At 70.1% G+C, this 15,206-nt stretch carries 16 protein-coding genes and 2 tRNA genes; 8 read left to right on the top strand and 10 right to left on the bottom strand.

What is annotated here, in order from left to right:
- Nucleotides 1–15: 15 nt before the first annotated feature.
- A complete protein-coding gene (gene ligA / locus KV394_RS13310) occupies nucleotides 16–2,331 on the top strand; it encodes an NAD-dependent DNA ligase LigA (protein WP_247981639.1) in 2,316 nt (771 codons plus the stop codon).
- A gap of 15 nt (nucleotides 2,332–2,346) precedes the next feature.
- Here ligA and KV394_RS13315 read toward each other — a convergent pair whose 3' ends face one another.
- From KV394_RS13315 to KV394_RS13325, 3 genes are read right to left on the bottom strand one after another with little or no spacing between them, the layout of a single operon-like run.
- Nucleotides 2,347–2,808 (bottom strand): GNAT family N-acetyltransferase, encoded by a 462-nt coding sequence (locus tag KV394_RS13315; RefSeq protein WP_247981640.1) that lies wholly within the window; start codon nucleotides 2,806–2,808, stop codon nucleotides 2,347–2,349.
- A 2-nt stretch (nucleotides 2,809–2,810) separates the two neighbouring features.
- Nucleotides 2,811–4,664: a DEAD/DEAH box helicase gene (locus KV394_RS13320; RefSeq protein ID WP_407665445.1), complete on the bottom strand. Its 1,854-nt coding sequence runs from the start codon at nucleotides 4,662–4,664 to the stop codon at nucleotides 2,811–2,813.
- Nucleotides 4,665–4,710: 46 nt separating this feature from the next.
- Nucleotides 4,711–6,411, bottom strand: coding sequence for a long-chain-fatty-acid--CoA ligase (locus KV394_RS13325; protein WP_136037386.1), 1,701 nt, complete (start codon nucleotides 6,409–6,411; stop codon nucleotides 4,711–4,713).
- A gap of 64 nt (nucleotides 6,412–6,475) precedes the next feature.
- On the opposite strand from KV394_RS13325, the gene gatC reads away from it, so the two are divergent.
- The 6 genes from gatC to KV394_RS13355 are packed head-to-tail and all read left to right on the top strand — an operon-like array spanning nucleotide 6,476 to nucleotide 12,034.
- Complete coding sequence (gatC, locus tag KV394_RS13330) at nucleotides 6,476–6,775, top strand: Asp-tRNA(Asn)/Glu-tRNA(Gln) amidotransferase subunit GatC (protein WP_136031845.1); 300 nt, start codon at nucleotides 6,476–6,478, stop codon at nucleotides 6,773–6,775.
- Nucleotides 6,772–8,289: an Asp-tRNA(Asn)/Glu-tRNA(Gln) amidotransferase subunit GatA gene (gatA, locus tag KV394_RS13335; protein ID WP_136045263.1), complete on the top strand. Its 1,518-nt coding sequence runs from the start codon at nucleotides 6,772–6,774 to the stop codon at nucleotides 8,287–8,289. Before gatC ends, gatA begins: the two co-directional genes overlap by 4 nt.
- The gene (gene gatB / locus KV394_RS13340) at nucleotides 8,289–9,806 is read left to right on the top strand and encodes an Asp-tRNA(Asn)/Glu-tRNA(Gln) amidotransferase subunit GatB (RefSeq protein ID WP_247981641.1); all 1,518 of its coding nucleotides are present in this window, start codon (nucleotides 8,289–8,291) and stop codon (nucleotides 9,804–9,806) included. Before gatA ends, gatB begins: the two co-directional genes overlap by 1 nt.
- A gap of 47 nt (nucleotides 9,807–9,853) precedes the next feature.
- A complete protein-coding gene (locus tag KV394_RS13345) occupies nucleotides 9,854–11,113 on the top strand; it encodes a DNA polymerase IV (protein WP_247981642.1) in 1,260 nt (419 codons plus the stop codon).
- Between the two features lie 38 nt (nucleotides 11,114–11,151).
- Nucleotides 11,152–11,469: a hypothetical protein gene (locus KV394_RS13350; protein ID WP_136031854.1), complete on the top strand. Its 318-nt coding sequence runs from the start codon at nucleotides 11,152–11,154 to the stop codon at nucleotides 11,467–11,469.
- Nucleotides 11,453–12,034 carry a nucleoside/nucleotide kinase family protein gene (locus KV394_RS13355; protein ID WP_247981643.1) on the top strand — a complete coding sequence of 194 codons (582 nt, stop codon included), beginning with the start codon at nucleotides 11,453–11,455 and terminating at the stop codon, nucleotides 12,032–12,034. Before KV394_RS13350 ends, KV394_RS13355 begins: the two co-directional genes overlap by 17 nt.
- 16 nt (nucleotides 12,035–12,050) lie before the next feature.
- On the opposite strand, the gene KV394_RS13360 is transcribed toward KV394_RS13355, so the two are convergent.
- The 6 genes from KV394_RS13360 to orn all read right to left on the bottom strand — a co-directional run bounded on the left by KV394_RS13360 (nucleotide 12,051) and on the right by orn (nucleotide 14,657).
- On the bottom strand, nucleotides 12,051–12,533 hold the full coding sequence (locus KV394_RS13360) for a DUF2017 family protein (RefSeq protein WP_136037382.1): 483 nt from the start codon (nucleotides 12,531–12,533) through the stop codon (nucleotides 12,051–12,053).
- Nucleotides 12,530–12,820 carry an ATP-dependent Clp protease adapter ClpS gene (clpS, locus tag KV394_RS13365; protein ID WP_136031860.1) on the bottom strand — a complete coding sequence of 97 codons (291 nt, stop codon included), beginning with the start codon at nucleotides 12,818–12,820 and terminating at the stop codon, nucleotides 12,530–12,532. The genes KV394_RS13360 and clpS overlap by 4 nt, the downstream gene beginning before the upstream one ends.
- A 2-nt stretch (nucleotides 12,821–12,822) precedes the next feature.
- The gene (locus KV394_RS13370) at nucleotides 12,823–13,170 is read right to left on the bottom strand and encodes a metallopeptidase family protein (RefSeq protein ID WP_136031862.1); all 348 of its coding nucleotides are present in this window, start codon (nucleotides 13,168–13,170) and stop codon (nucleotides 12,823–12,825) included.
- 33 nt (nucleotides 13,171–13,203) lie between these two features.
- Nucleotides 13,204–13,833 carry a LysE family transporter gene (locus tag KV394_RS13375; protein WP_247981644.1) on the bottom strand — a complete coding sequence of 210 codons (630 nt, stop codon included), beginning with the start codon at nucleotides 13,831–13,833 and terminating at the stop codon, nucleotides 13,204–13,206.
- Between the two features lie 88 nt (nucleotides 13,834–13,921).
- A tRNA-His gene (locus KV394_RS13380) sits at nucleotides 13,922–13,994 on the bottom strand.
- Between the two features lie 36 nt (nucleotides 13,995–14,030).
- Complete coding sequence (gene orn / locus KV394_RS13385; protein WP_136031865.1) at nucleotides 14,031–14,657, bottom strand: oligoribonuclease; 627 nt, start codon at nucleotides 14,655–14,657, stop codon at nucleotides 14,031–14,033.
- A 61-nt stretch (nucleotides 14,658–14,718) separates the two neighbouring features.
- Between orn and KV394_RS13390 the strand changes: the two genes are divergently transcribed.
- Nucleotides 14,719–14,791 (top strand) — tRNA-Arg (locus tag KV394_RS13390).
- 24 nt (nucleotides 14,792–14,815) lie between these two features.
- Here KV394_RS13390 and KV394_RS13395 read toward each other — a convergent pair.
- A complete protein-coding gene (locus KV394_RS13395) occupies nucleotides 14,816–15,085 on the bottom strand; it encodes a hypothetical protein (protein ID WP_136031867.1) in 270 nt (89 codons plus the stop codon).
- Nucleotides 15,086–15,206: the final 121 nt, after the last annotated feature.

Genomic DNA, 15,206 nt, shown 5'->3' on the forward strand with positions numbered 1-15,206 from the left:
TCCTAGACTGAGCAGGTGGCGGAGAACATCTCACTGGAAGACGCTCGGGTCGAGGCCGAGGAGCTGACGACCCGCATCCTCGAGGCCAAAGACGCCTACTACGGACGCGACACCTCGCTCGTCGACGACGCGACCTACGACGGGTGGATGCGGCGTCTGGAAGAGCTGGAGCGCCTGCACCCCGAACTGCAGGGTCAGGACTCGCCGACGCAGATGGTGGGAGCGGCGGAGGCCACCGGTCTCGCCACGATCGAGCACGCCGAGCGCATGCTCAGCCTCGACAACGTGTTCTCCGTCGACGAGCTGCGGGAGTGGGCGGCCAAGACCCGCGCGGCGGCCGGTCGTGACGTCGACTGGCTCACCGAGCTCAAGATCGACGGGCTCGCGATCAACCTCCGCTACGAGAACGGGGTGCTCACCTCCGCCGCCACACGCGGTGACGGCCGGGTGGGCGAGATCGTGACGGAGAACGCGCTCCGTCTGCCGGAGATCCCGCAGCGACTGCGTGGTGAGGGGCATCCGCCGATCGTCGAGGTCCGCGGCGAGGTGTTCATCCCGGTCGCGGCGTTCGAACGGCTCAACGCCGCGCAGGCCGCCTTCCGCGAGCGCGCCTACGGCGACGCGCTCGCCCGGTGGGAGGCGCGCGGCGGCGTGAAGAAGCCGTTCGACGAGGAGAAGGCGCGCACGGCTGCGGCACGTCGGTTCCCCGCGTTCGCGAATCCGCGCAACGCCGCCAGCGGTGGTCTGCGCCAGCAGATCGACAAGAAGGACGGGCTCGAACTGGAGGCGGGGCTTCTGCGGATCGAGTCGCTCGCGCTGTACGTGCACGGAATCGGCGCCTGGGCACAGCCGCCGGTGGCCGCGCAGAGCCAGGTGTACGACCTGCTGGCTGAATGGGGCCTGCCGACGAGCCCGCACACGCGGGTGTGCCGCAGCATCGATGAGGTCGTCGACTTCGTGGAGTACTACGGCGAGCACCGGCACGACATCGAGCACGAGCTCGACGGGATCGTGGTGAAGGTCGACGAGCTGGAGCTGCATGACGAGCTCGGCGCGACCAGCCGGGCACCCCGGTGGGCGATCGCCTACAAGTACCCGCCGGAGGAGGTGCAGACGACGCTCCTCGACATCGTGGTGTCGGTCGGACGCACGGGCCGGGCGACCCCGTTCGCGGTGATGGCGCCCGCGCACGTCGCGGGGTCGGTCGTGCGTCAGGCCACGCTGCACAATAAGGACGTCGTGAAGGCCAAGGGCGTGCTCATCGGCGACACCGTGGTGCTGCGCAAGGCGGGTGACGTGATCCCCGAGGTGCTCGGGCCGGTCGTGGAGAAGCGGGACGGCACCGAGCGCGAGTTCGTGATGCCTGCCGACTGTCCGGAGTGCGGAACACCGCTGCGGCCGATGAAAGAGGGCGACATCGACCTGCGCTGCCCGAACGCGCGCTCGTGTCCCGCACAGGTTCGCGGGCGTGTCGAGCACATCGGGTCGCGCGGCGCGCTCGACGTCGAGGCGCTGGGCGAGGTCACGGCCGCGGCCCTCACGCAGCCGACGTCACCCGCCGTGCCGCCGCTGGAGACGGAGGCCGGGCTGTTCGCGCTGACGCTCGACCAGCTCGTACCGATCGAGGTCGTGGTCCGGGATGCCGAGACCGGGCTGCCGCGTGAGGACGAGGACGGCCTCGTGAAGACGAGGGCGCCGTTCCGCCGGAACCCGACGGCGGCCGAGAGGAAGGCGGGGCGCGAGGGCCCCCAGCCCTCCTCGCAGGCGCTCACGCTCCTCGCCGAGCTCGAGAAGGCCAAGACGAAAGACCTGTGGCGACTCCTCGTCGCGCTGAACATCCGTCACGTGGGCCCGGTGGCGGCTCGAGCCCTCGCGCAGTGGTTCGGTTCGCTGGACGCGATCCGGGCGGCCTCCCGGGAGGAGCTCGCCGCGGTCGAGGGCGTCGGCGGGATCATCGCCGACTCGCTGCTCGCATGGTTCGAGGTCGACTGGCACCAGGAGATCGTGCGGCGCTGGAGCGAGGCGGGGGTGCAGTGGGCGACGCCGGGGCACCCGGGGCCCGGGGCTGCGGTCGCCGAGGGCGGAGTGCTCGACGGGCTCACGGTCGTCGCGACGGGTTCGCTCGACGGCTACACGCGCGAGGGAGCGCAGGAGGCGATCATCAAGGCGGGGGGCAAGGCCGCGTCGAGCGTGTCGAAGAAGACCGACTTCGTCGCGGCAGGTCCGGGCGCCGGCTCCAAGCTCGCGAAGGCCGAGGAACTGGGCATCCGCATCCTCGACGCTGCACAGTTCCACCTGCTGGTGACCGAGGGACCCGACGCCCTCGGCTGAACGGGTGCCCGCGGGTCAGGTTTCCGTGGGAGGCAGGAACTGCAGCAGCCGAGGGGAGTCGGCGAAGCCGAGCCCGCGGTACAGCGTCACGGCCTCCTCGCTCGAGTGCACGGTGACGCGTCCTGCGCCGAGGGACACCGCGTGAGCGCACGCCGCCGCGACCAGTGCTCGCCCGGTCCCGCGCCCGCGGTGCTCCGGCAGCACGAACACGCTCTGCACGTCGGCCGAGACCCGGTCCGCGGCCCCGGGGCGCGGCACCCGGGGGAGCATCGCGACCCAGGCGACCCCGACGGGGTCGCCGTCGTCCGCCCTCGCCACGAACGCCGAGTGCGTGTCCTCGTGGAGGCTCCACCAGGCGGCGAGCTTCGCCGTGAACTCGTCGAACGACCGTCCCGCCGTCAGCTCGTCCGGCACGTCCTGCCACTTGAGCAGCGCGAGCCCCGCGACGTCTCGGCGGTCCGCACGGTCGATACGCACGATCAGCTCTTGTGACGGGGCTTCCGGAACGGCTTGTCCTCGCGGGGACCGCGGGGTCCGCGATCGTCACGGTCATGGCGGTCACCGCGGTAGCCGCGGCCCGCGCTGTCGTCGTTCCCGCGGTCGCGCGCAGCTCCCCGGCGTGCCCCGGGGCCACGGTCGGGCGCGATCTCGATCAGCCGCCCGGAGATGCGGGTGTCGCGGAGCTTCTCGAGGACGGCGGGGTCGAGGTTGGCCGGCAGTTCCACGATCGAGAAGTCGGGGCGGATGTTGATGGCGCCGAAGTCGTCGCGACCGAGGCCGCCCTCGTTCGCGAGCGCGCCGACGATCTGCCGCGGCTCCACGCGGTGCCGTCGTCCGACCTCGATGCGGTACGCCGCATAGTCGCCACGGCCCCGGCGTTCCCTGGGCTCACGCGTCTCCCGCGCGTCGCGCGGTGCGCGCTCACGCGGAGGACGGTTGTCGGCGGCGACAGCTCGGGCGAGCGGGTCGTCCGCGGGGTCGAGGAGGAGTGGACGCTCACCCTGCGCGACCACGGCGAGAGCCGCGGCGACATCGCTCTCCGGCACGTCGTGGTGGCGCACGTAGTGGGCGATGATGTCGCGGAACGCGTCGATGCGGGCGGTCTCGGACAGCGCGGTCGTGATGGCGTCGTCGAAGCGCGCGAGGCGCGTGGTGTTGACGTCCTCCGTGGTCGGCAGCTGCATCTGCGTCGGCGTCTGACGCGTGGCCTTCTCGATGTGCTTCAGCAGGTAGCGCTCGCGCGGGGTGATGAAGCTGATCGCGTCGCCGGTCCGCCCGGCGCGCCCGGTCCGACCGATGCGGTGCACGTACGACTCGGTGTCGGTGGGGATGTCGAAGTTGATGACGTGGCTGATGCGCTCCACGTCGAGACCGCGCGCGGCGACGTCGGTCGCGACCAGGATGTCGAGCTTGCCGTCCTTGAGCTGGTTGACACTGCGCTCGCGCTGCACCTGGGGCACGTCGCCGTTGATCGCGGCGGCGGAGTAGCCGCGAGCGCGGAGCTTCTCCGCGAGCGTCTCGGTCTCGTTCTTGGTGCGGACGAAGACGATCATCCCGTCGAAGTTCTCCACCTCGAGGATGCGCGTGAGGGCGTCCACCTTCTGCGCGTACGACACCACGAGGTACCGCTGGGTGATGTTCGTGTTGGTCGCGGTCTTGGACTTGACCGTGATCTCCTCGGGGTCGCGGAGGTACTGCTGCGCGAGGCGCCGGATCTGGGCGGGCATCGTGGCGGAGAACAGCGCGACCTGCTTCTCCTCCGGCGTCTGGGCGAGGATCTGCTCGACATCCTCCGCGAAGCCCATCTTCAGCATCTCGTCCGCCTCGTCGAGCACCAGGTACTGCAGCTCCGAGAGGTCGAGCGTGCCCTTGGCGAGGTGGTCCATGATGCGACCGGGGGTTCCGACGACCACGTGCACACCGCGGCGCAGCGCCGACAGCTGCACGCCGTACCCCTGACCGCCGTACACGGGCAGCACGTGAATGCCCTTCATGCGTGAGGCGTACGACTCGAACGCCTCACACACCTGCAGCGCGAGCTCGCGCGTGGGGGCGAGCACGAGGGCCTGCGGGGTCTTCTGTGCGGTGTCGAGGCGCTCCAGCACGGGGAGCGCGAAGGCCGCGGTCTTGCCGGTACCGGTCTGCGCCATGCCCACCACGTCGCGACCCGACAGCAGGGTCGGGATCGTCGCGGCCTGGATCGGGGAGGGGGTCTCGTAGCCGAGGTCTCGGATGGCCTTGAGGACGGGCCCGGTGATGCCGAGCTCCTCGAATCCGGGGGTTGCGGGGGACTCGTCGGGGGCGTCGGTGGGCACTGCGTCTTCAGGGGTCACTTCCCAAGGGTAGCGCGCGCCGGCCGCCACCACCTGTGCAGACGGCTCAGGCGCCGGTGGTGAGCGCGAGCAGCTTCTCCTTGACCTGGCGGCGCAGGACCTTGCCGATGAGCGACTTCGGCAGCTCGTCGACCACGAACACGCGGCGCGGCACCTTGTACGGGGTGAGGATGCTGCGGGCGTACGCGCGGATCGCTTCGACGTCGACGTCGGCTCCGCCGTCGACGACGATCGCGGCGACGACCTCCTCGCCCGAGTGCTCGCTGGGCAGTCCGACGACGGCGGCGTCCACGACCGACGGGTGCTGCCGCAGCGCGTTCTCGACCTCGGTGGGGGCGACGTTGAAGCCGCCGGTGATGATGAGCTCCTTGATGCGGTCGACGATGCGGACGAAGCCGGCCTCGTCGATCGTGACGATGTCTCCCGTGCGGTACCAGCCGTCGACGAACACGGCGTCGGTCTCCTCCGGCTTGCCGTAGTAGCCGGAGAACACCTGCGGGCCGCGGACGACGAGCTCGCCCGCCGACCCCGCCGGTACGTCCTGCGTCGGGTCCTCGGGGTCGACCACGCGGCACTCCGTTCCGGGGAGGGGGAGGCCGACGGTGCCCGGCACGCGGTTGTCGGCCACGGGGTTCGCCATCAGCACGGGCGAGCACTCGCTCAGCCCGTAGCCCTCGACGAGGTACCCGTGGGTCGCGGCCTCGAAGGGGACGACCAGCTCGTGCGGCAGGGCCATCGCCCCGGAGATCGCGACCTCGATGCCGTCCAGGGAGACGCCCTTCGCCTGCGCGGCCGCGAGCAGCCGGTCGGCGATCGGGGGCACGAGCGGGAGGAAGGTGGCGGGGTGCTTCTTGACGACATCGAGCACGAGGTCGGGGTCGAACTTGGGGAACAGCACGAGCCGCGCCCCCATCGACATCGCGAACGTGAGGCACAGCGTCAGCCCGTAGGCGTGGAACATCGGCAGCACGGCGTACACCACGCAGCCCTTGCCGCGCTGGATCGACGGCACCCATGCCTGCGCCTGCGCCGCGTTCGCCAGCAGGTTGCGGTGCGTCAGCGCGGCGCCCTTCGGAGTTCCGGTGGTGCCCGAGGTGTACTGGATGATCGCGAGGTCGTCCGTGTTCGGTCTCGGATGCGACGCCGGAAGCGGGTCGGAGGCCACGAGCGAGTCCCACACCACGGTTCCGCGCACGCGCTCGGTCAGCGCTGCCCTGGACTCGCGCGCCTTCGCGACGGGCAGCCGCAGAGCGAAGCGGGTGAGGGCGGGCATCGCGCGCGTCACGTCGACGGAGACGAGGTTCGTCACGGCGAGGTCGGCGGGGAAGTCCTGCACGGTGGCGACGACCTTGTTCCACACGATCGCGTGCTTGGCGCCGTGATCCTCGAACTGCTTCCGCAGCTCGCGCGGCGTGTAGAGCGGGTTGTGCTCGACGACGACGGCGCCCAGACGCAGCACGGCGTAGAAGGCGATGATGTGCTGTGGGCAGTTCGGCAGCACGATCGCGACCGGGTCGCCCGCACGCACGCCGAGGTCGCGGAGTCCGGTGGCGGCCCGGTCGATCGCATCCTGCAGTCGGGCGTACGTGGTCTCACGGCCGAAGAACTGCAGCGCGGGAGCGTCGGGGTAGTCGCGGGCGGACGCGGCGACGATGTCGACGAGGGAACCGGTGACGGGGGCGAGATCCTCGGGGACGCCGTCGGCGTAGCTGGCGATCCACGGGCGAGGAGGCTGGAACGTGCTCACGCGCCCAGCTTATGCGCGCCGCGACGCGCCGAGCGGGCGACGGCACCCCAACTAGACTGGGGTCGTGTCTGAAATCACCCCTGATCTTGTGCGCCATCTCGGCGTGCTCGCGCGCATCCAGCTGAACGACGACGAGGTGACGCGGCTCACGGGCCAGCTCGACGCCATCGTCGACAACATCGCCAAGGTGTCGGAGGTGGCCACGGCCGACGTCGCCGCCACGAGCCACCCGATCCCCTTGAGCAACGTCTTCCGTCCTGACGTCGTCGGGCAGACGCTCACGCACGAGCAGGTGCTGCAGAACGCCCCCGACGCCGCCGACGGCCGCTTCCGGGTGACCGCGATCCTGGGAGAAGAGCAGTGAGCGACATCATCCGGCTGACCGCGGCGGAACTCGCCGACAAGCTCGCGGCGCGTGAGGTCTCCAGCGTCGAGGCCACCCAGGCGCACCTGGACCGTATCGCCGCGGTCGACGGCGACGTGCACGCGTTCCTCCACATCAACGAGCACGCGCTCGACGCGGCCGCTGCCGTCGACGCACGCCGTGCGGCAGGGGAGGAGCTCGGCCCGATCGCGGGGGTCCCGCTCGCCATCAAGGACGTCCTGGTCACCACCGACCAGCCGACCACCAGCGGCTCGCGCATCCTCGAGGGCTACCGGTCGCCGTACGACGCGACCGTCGTCGCCCGCTCGCGCGCGGCCGGTCTCATCCCGCTCGGCAAGACGAACATGGACGAGTTCGCCATGGGCTCGTCGACGGAGCACTCCGCGTACGGCCCGACGCGGAACCCCTGGGATCTCGACCGGATCCCCGGTGGATCCGGCGGCGGTTCGGCCGCCGCCGTGGCCGCGTTCGAGGCCCCGCTCGCGCTCGGCTCGGACACGGGCGGCTCGATCCGTCAGCCTGCTCACGTGACCGGCACGGTCGGGGTGAAGCCCACGTACGGCGGAGTCAGCCGCTACGGCGCGATCGCCCTCGCGTCGAGCCTCGACCAGGTCGGCCCGGTCACCCGCACGGTGCTCGACGCCGGTCTGCTGCACGATGCGATCGGCGGCCACGACTCGAAGGACTCGACGTCGCTCGACGAGCGGTGGCCGTCGTTCGCCGCTGCAGCGCGTGAAGGTGCGAGCGGGGACGGCCTCAGAGGTCTCCGCGTCGGTGTCATCCGCGAGCTTCCCGACAGCGGCTTCCAGCCGGGGGTCGCCGCGTCGTTCCGCAGCGCCCTCGCGCTCCTGGAGGCTCAGGGCGCCGAGATCGTCGAGATCGACGCGCCGCACTTCGAGTACGGCGTCGCCGCGTACTACCTGATCCTCCCGGCGGAGGCGTCCAGCAACCTGGCGAAGTTCGACTCGGTCCGCTTCGGTCTGCGCGTGACGCCGGAGGGCAACCCCACGGTCGAGGACGTCATGTCCGCCACGCGCGACGCCGGATTCGGCGACGAGGTGAAGCGACGCATCATCCTCGGCACCTACGCGCTGTCCGCGGGCTACTACGACGCGTACTACGGCAGCGCCCAGAAGGTCCGCACGCTCATCCAGCAGGACTTCGCCGCCGCCTTCGGCCAGGTCGACGTGATCGCCACGCCTTCGGCGCCGACCACGGCGTTCAAGCTCGGCGAGAAGATCGACGATCCGCTGCAGATGTATCTCAACGACATCACCACGATCCCCGCGAACCTCGCGGGTGTGCCCGGCATCTCGATCCCGAGCGGCCTGTCCGACGACGACGGCCTGCCCGTGGGCATCCAGTTCCTGGCTCCGGCCAGGGAGGATGCCCGTCTCTACCGCGTGGGAGCGGCGCTGGAGACGCTCCTCGTCGACTCGTGGGGGGCACCGCTCCTCACCCGCGCACCGCAGCTCGCAGGAGGGAACCGCTGATGGCCGCCGCAGCCAAGCTGATGGACTTCGACAGGGCTCTCGAGCTGTTCGAGCCTGTGCTCGGGTTCGAGGTGCACGTCGAGCTCAACACGAACACCAAGATGTTCTCCGACGCGCCGAACCCGGCGAACGAGGCGTATCACGCCGCCGAGCCCAACACGCTCATCGCCCCGGTCGACCTCGGTCTGCCCGGGTCGCTGCCGGTCGTGAACGAGACGGCCGTGCGCTCGTCGATCAGCCTCGGACTCGCACTGGGCTGCTCGATCGCGGAGTCGAGCCGGTTCGCGCGAAAGAACTACTTCTACCCCGACCTCGGCAAGAACTACCAGATCTCGCAGTACGACGAGCCGATCGCGTTCGAGGGGTCGGTCGAGGTGGAGCTCGAAGACGGCACCATGGTGACCATCCCGATCGAGCGCGCGCACATGGAGGAGGACGCGGGCAAGCTCACCCACATGGGCGGCGCGACCGGACGCATCCAGGGCGCGGAGTACTCGCTGGTCGACTACAACCGCGCAGGGGTGCCGCTGGTGGAGATCGTCACCAAGACGATCTTCGGCACCGAGCACCGGGCGCCGGAGGTGGCGAAGGCGTACGTGGCGGCGATCCGCGACATCGTGCGCGGTCTGGGCATCTCGGAGGCCCGGCTGGAGCGGGGCAACCTGCGCTGCGACGCCAACGTGTCGCTGCGTCCGCGGGGGCAGGAGAAGCTCGGCACGCGTACCGAGACGAAGAACGTCAACTCGATGCGCTCCGTGGAACGCGCCGTCCGGTACGAGATCCAGCGCCAGGCGCAGATCCTCGCCGACGGCGGCACGATCATCCAGGAGACCCGCCACTGGCACGAGGACACCGGCACCACCTCGCCGGGCCGTCCGAAGTCCGACGCGGACGACTACCGGTACTTCCCCGAGCCGGACCTCCTCCCAGTGCAGCCCGCACCGGAGCTGATCGAGGAGCTGCGCGCGGCACTGCCCGAGCAGCCCGTCGCCCGGCGCCGCCGGCTCATGGCCGAGTGGGGTTTCACGCCGCTCGAGTTCCAGGACGTCCGCAACGGCGGCCTGCTCGAGGCCGTCGAGGCGACGATCGCGGCGGGCGCGTCGCCGGCGACCGCGCGCAAGTGGTGGACGGGTGAGATCAGCCGCCTGGCGAACGCGCAGGAGAAGGACGCTACGGAACTAATCACCCCGGAGAACGTCGCAGCGTTGCAGAAGCTCGTCGACGAGGGGACCCTCACCGACAAGCTCGCCCGCCAGGTGCTCGAGGGCGTCATCGCCGGCGAGGGCAGTCCGCAGCAGGTGGTCGATGCCCGGGGCCTGGCCGTGGTGTCCGACGACGGCGCGCTCGTCGCGGCGATCGATGAGGCCCTCGCCGCACAGCCCGACGTGATGGCGAAGATCCAGGACGGCAAGGTGCAGGCCGCCGGTGCGATCATCGGTGCGGTCATGAAGGCCATGAAGGGTCAGGCCGACGCCGCACGCGTGCGCGAGCTCATCCTCGAGCGCGCTGCCCAGTAGCCGTCTCTCCCGGGCCTCGTGTCCGGGGCCCGGGAGAGAATGGATGCATGGGACACGGTGACGGCAGAGGGCGCATGGTGTCCGCGGCCGATGCCGACGACACCGGAACCCGCATCCTGCATGTCGACATGGACGCGTTCTACGCCGCGGTCGAGGTGCTCGACGATCCGAGTCTGCGGGGCCTGCCCCTCATCATCGGCTCGCCGGACGGTCGTTCCGTCGTCTCCAGCGCCTCGTACGAGGCGCGGCGCTACGGCGTGCGGTCCGCGATGCCCGTCTCGCAGGCTCTCCGCCTGTGCCCGACGGCCAGGGTGGTACCGCCGCACTTCCCCCGCTATCAGGCGGTCTCGCGCCAGGTGATGGCGATCTTCGAGTCGTTCACCCCGCTGGTGGAGCCCCTGTCCGTCGATGAGGCGTTCCTCGATGTGCAGGGCGTGCGTCGGCTGTGGGGGAGCCCGGCGAGGATCGCCGCGCAGATCCGGGAGCGCGTCTCGGCGGAGGTCGGCATCACGTGCTCTGTGGGCGTGGCCGAGACGAAGCACGTCGCCAAGATGGCGTCGACGATCGCGAAACCCGACGGCATGCTCGTGGTATCGGCCGCGGAGACGCTCGACTTCCTGGCCCCGCGGTCGGTGCGCGCGTTGTGGGGTGTGGGGCCGAAGGCGGCGGAGGCGCTGGAGGCGCGAGGCATCCGTACGATCGGCGACATCAGGGCGACCACGGCCGACATGCTCGACCGTGCAGTGGGCCCGGCGCTGAGTGCGCGGCTGGCGCAGCTCTCGTGGGGCCGGGATGCGCGGGCGGTGGACACCGAGCGCGTGGAGAAGAGTATCGGACACGAGGAGACGTTCGACGTCGATGTCGACGACCGCGCGTTCCTGCGTGCGGAGCTGTTGCGGCTGGCCGATCGCGTGGGCGCGCGGTTGCGTCGTGCCGGGTGGGAGACGTCGACCGTGTCGATCAAGATCCGCTTCGCCGACTTCCGCACGGTCACCCGGTCGCAGACCCTGAGCGACCCGACCGCCGTGAGCCAGCGCATCGGGGAAGCGGCGCAGACTCTGTTCGAGCAGATCGATCGGCGCGATCCGATCCGTCTGGTCGGCGTGCGGGCCGAGAGACTGCAGCCGGCGGGCGGCTCCGCCCTGGCGCTCTGGGACGACGACGAGGACTGGCGCCGCGTGGAGGGGGCGGTGGACGAGGCGATCGCCCGCTTCGGGACGGCGACGATCAGCCGCGCGCGTCACATCGGTCGCGGCGAGGGTCGCGGGGCCGCGCGGCATCCGAAAGACCACGGCATCGCGGATTGAGGGGCGCGCACGCGGGCGGGGTCGGCTACCGTGGGAGCATGCCGAACATTGCACTGGAACTCGGGAAGCAGGTCGCGTCCTTCGGCGTGAAGAGCGCGTACGGTGAGCCGCAGGATGTCGACGGCGTGAGCGTGACGCCGGTCGCATTCACCTACTCCGGTTTCGGGGGCGGCAGCGGCGACGGTGCCGAGGGCGGCGGTGGGGGCGGTGTCTCGATTCCCGTCGGCGTCTACGTGCGCCGCGAGGAGGGGCTCCGCTTCGAGCCGAACATCGTGACGCTGCTCGTCGTGGCGGTGCCCTTCGTGTGGGTCACCGGTCGTGCCCTCACGCGCATCATCCGTGCCCTCAAGAAGTGACGATCCCGTCGCGGCGGCGCTTCGCCAGGCCGCGGCACTGATCGCGCAGGACATCCGCGGCCTCGCTGCGGCGAACCCGATGGTGGTCATCGACGGCGGGAGCGGTGCTGGCAAGACCTCGCTGGCGGAGCTGCTCGCGCGGAACTGGCCGCTCGTCGGACGGGTGCAGGTCATCGCCCTCGACTCGCTGTACCCGGGCTGGGACGGCCTGGAGTCCGGCGTGGAGCGAGCGGTGGACGGAATCCTGCGGCCGCACGGGCGGGGCCTGCTCGGCTCCTGGCGTCGGTGGGACTGGGAGCAGAACACGGAGGCGGAGAGTCATGCCGTCGACCCATCGCTCGGTGTGATCGTCGAAGGCAGCGGCATCCTCCGTCCGCCGACGGCCGACCTCGCCGATGTCCGCATCTGGGTGGAGGCGGGGGAGGAGTCGCGAAAGGCGCGCGCGCTCGCGAGGGACGGCGACACGTACCGACCGCACTGGGAGCGGTGGGCGGCGCAGGAGCGTCAGCACCTCCTGCAGCACCACCCGCGCGAGCTGGCGACGCGCATCGTCACGGTGCCGTGACCGCCGGTATCCGGTCTCAGGCCCCGATGTCGTCGGCCGCTTCGATGAGCAGTTCGAGCCGGTAGCCGAGCCAGTCGTACACGGCCATCGCCTCACCACCCGCGACGGGCTCCTCCACGGTGAGGCCGAGCCGCGTCGCGATCACCAGACGGATGGCGGTGAGGGTGCGCAGCCAGGCGTCGATGTCGCTTCGCCGGATCGTCACCTCCCGGGGCTCGCGGGCCTGTTCCGGCGTGAGCGGCGCCTCCGGGTCGAAGGCGGAGAGCGCCGACCGCACGGTGCGCGCATCCAGGACACGCCGGTCGGTCACGTCGTCGCGAGTGGCCGCTGCGAACGCGGCGGCGGCCCCCTCGTCGTCGGGATAGGGGTTGGGCGTCAGTCGGGCGATCGCGGGGTCATTCGGATCCTGCTCGGCGATGAGGGCGAGGAAGTCGTCGACGATCCGCAGGAGCTGGGCGCCCTCGATGGCGGCGACGGTGAGGATGAGGGGGGCGGTCATGCGGATGCCTTCCGCACGGTCGCCCAGAGCCCGTAGTCGTGCATCGCCTGCGCGTGGACCTCCATCGTCTCGCGCGGCCCTGTCGCCACGATCGCGTGGCCCTCGTTGTGCACGGCGAGCATGAGTGCGGTGGCGTGCTCCTCGGTGTAGCCGAAGTAGGTGCGGAAGACACGGACCACGTAGCTCATGAGGTTCACCGGGTCGTTCCAGACGACGACCTGCCAGGGCTCGAGCGGCGCGGCGGACAGATCCGTGCTCTCGTCGAGATCGGGGAGTGCCGTGCTCATCGTCACGCCCATCCCAGCTCGTGCAGGTGCGCATCGTCGATGCCGTGGAAGTGCGCGATCTCGTGCACGAGCGTCGTGTGGATCTCGTCGCGCAGTTCATCGAGGGTCTCGCACTGGGCGAGGTGCGGCTCGCGGTAGACGATGATCCGATCCGGGAGTTCGCCCATGCCGTACTGTGTGCGTTCCGTCAGTGCGAGACCGTCGTACATCCCCAGCAGGTCGAGACTGCCGTCCTCGGGGCGGTCCTCGACCACGAACACGACGTTGTCGAGGCGGTCCACCATGTCGTCGGGCAGCAGGTCCAGCTCCTCGATCACGAGGGCCTCGAATGCGCCGGCGTCCATGTCCATCCAGACCAGCCTAGGGGCCATTCGGGACACCGGTCAGTGCAGCAGGACCAGCAGCGCTGCCACGAGGATGAACAGGCCGCCGAAGACGCCGTTGAGGATGCGCTGCCCGCGCGGCGAGGCCGTCAGGCGGCGGAAGGGCCGGGCCGCCACCGCGAAGAACCCCCACATCACCAGCACGTCGACCACGACGACCGTCGCGATCAGCGCGAGGTATTGGGGAAGCTGTGGCTGGTCGAGCCGGATGAACTGAGGGATGAACGCGAGGAAGAAGACGATCGCCTTGGGGTTGAGCAGGTTGACCCAGAAGCCCCGGCGCATCATCGACCAATGGCTCTCGTGCGCCGGTGCGGGGATGGGCGCGTCGTCGAGCGGTGGTGTCGGGCGGCTGAGGATGAGGCGGAGGCCGAGGAAGACGAGGTAGGCGGCGCCCGCGTAGCGGATGAGGGTGAACAGCACCTCGGAGCGGGAGACGAGCAGACCGACGCCCGCGGCGACGATCACGACGTGAACGATCAGAGCGATCTGCTGGCCGATGATGCCCCAGATGGAGCGCCGCCAGCCCTGCGACAGGGAGTTCAACATCGTGTTGATCGCGCCGGCGCCGGGCGTGAAGCTGATCACCACCGACGCGGTGAGGAGCGAGAACCAGACCGCCAGTGACACGGCTCCAGTCTAGAGCCGCAGGGCAGCGTCGATCCGCGCCTCGAAACGGAAGAAGCCCGGTTCCGAGGAACCGGGCTTCTTCTCTCCGGGTGAGTAACGGGGCTTGAACCCGCGACCTCCTGGACCACAACCAGGCGCTCTACCAACTGAGCTATACCCACCATGCGCCCGCCTGCGCGGGCAACCCTACGAGTCTATTACATGTTCGAGGTGAACTCCGACACGGTGCGCGTCGCGATCTCCTTGGCGTCGTCGCTCGACGGACCCGGCTCGTCGACGAACACGGCCTCCCGGTAGTAGCGGAGCTCACGGATGGACTCGAGGATGTCGGCGAGGGCCCGGTGTCCGCCGTCCTTGGCCGGGGCCTGGAAGAACACCCGGGGATACCAGCGCCGGGAGAGCTCCTTGATGCTCGACACGTCCACGTTGCGGTAGTGCAGCCACTGGTCGACCTGCGGCATGTACTTGGCGAGGAACATGCGGTCGGTGCCGATCGTGTTGCCTGCGAGGGGTGCCTTGCGCTCGAGCGGGACGAAACGACGGATGTAGGCGAGCGTCTGCTCCTCGGCCTCCGCGAGCGTGACGCCCCGCGGGATCTCCTCGATCAGCCCGGAGGTCTCGTGCATCTTCGTGACGAAGTCGTTCATGTGGGACAGCGCCTGATCGCTCGGCTTGATCACGACCTGGAATCCGGGGTCGAGGGGACGTAGCTCGAAGTCGGTGACGACGACCGCGATCTCGACGAGCTCATCCACGGAGAGATCGAGGCCCGTCATCTCACAGTCGATCCAGACCAGGCGATCGTTCTCGGAGGCAGCTACCATGTCGTCATCCTATCGAGGGCACCGACATCGCCCGCCTGCCCGCGGTACGGTAGGACTGTCCGCCTCCGTAGCTCAGGGGATAGAGCAGGAGCCTTCTAATCTCTTGGTCGCAGGTTCGAATCCTGCCGGGGGCGCTTCCGATCGACGTAGCGATGGCATCAGCAGTGGCGAAGCGCGGCCACGGCATCGTCGGCACGCCAGAACTCTCCGATCAGCCGGAAGCGGCCGGTCGCGAGGTGCAGCCGCTCCGCCCGGTAGCGCAGACCGAGCGGGTCCGGCACGATCCTCAGGTGACCGAGGACATACTCCCGCGAGTCCTGAACCCGCCACAGGTGGTCGGCGGCGCGGACGAGATGCTCCTTCTCCGAGGAGAGACGAGGTGCGGCGAAGGGCACCTCGGGGGCCGTGGCGGACGTTCGTTCAGACATCGATTTCTCCCTTCCTGCATCAACGCTAGGACGGGCCACCGACATTCGCGCCGCGCCGGGACACGCGTCTGACCGGGCTCTTCCTCCACGCTTCGTCGATGTCGGCGATGCGTCCCCACAG

Origin of the sequence: Microbacterium sufflavum, from assembly GCF_023101165.1 — a bacterium.
Classification (GTDB): Bacteria; Actinomycetota; Actinomycetes; order Actinomycetales; family Microbacteriaceae; genus Microbacterium; species Microbacterium sufflavum.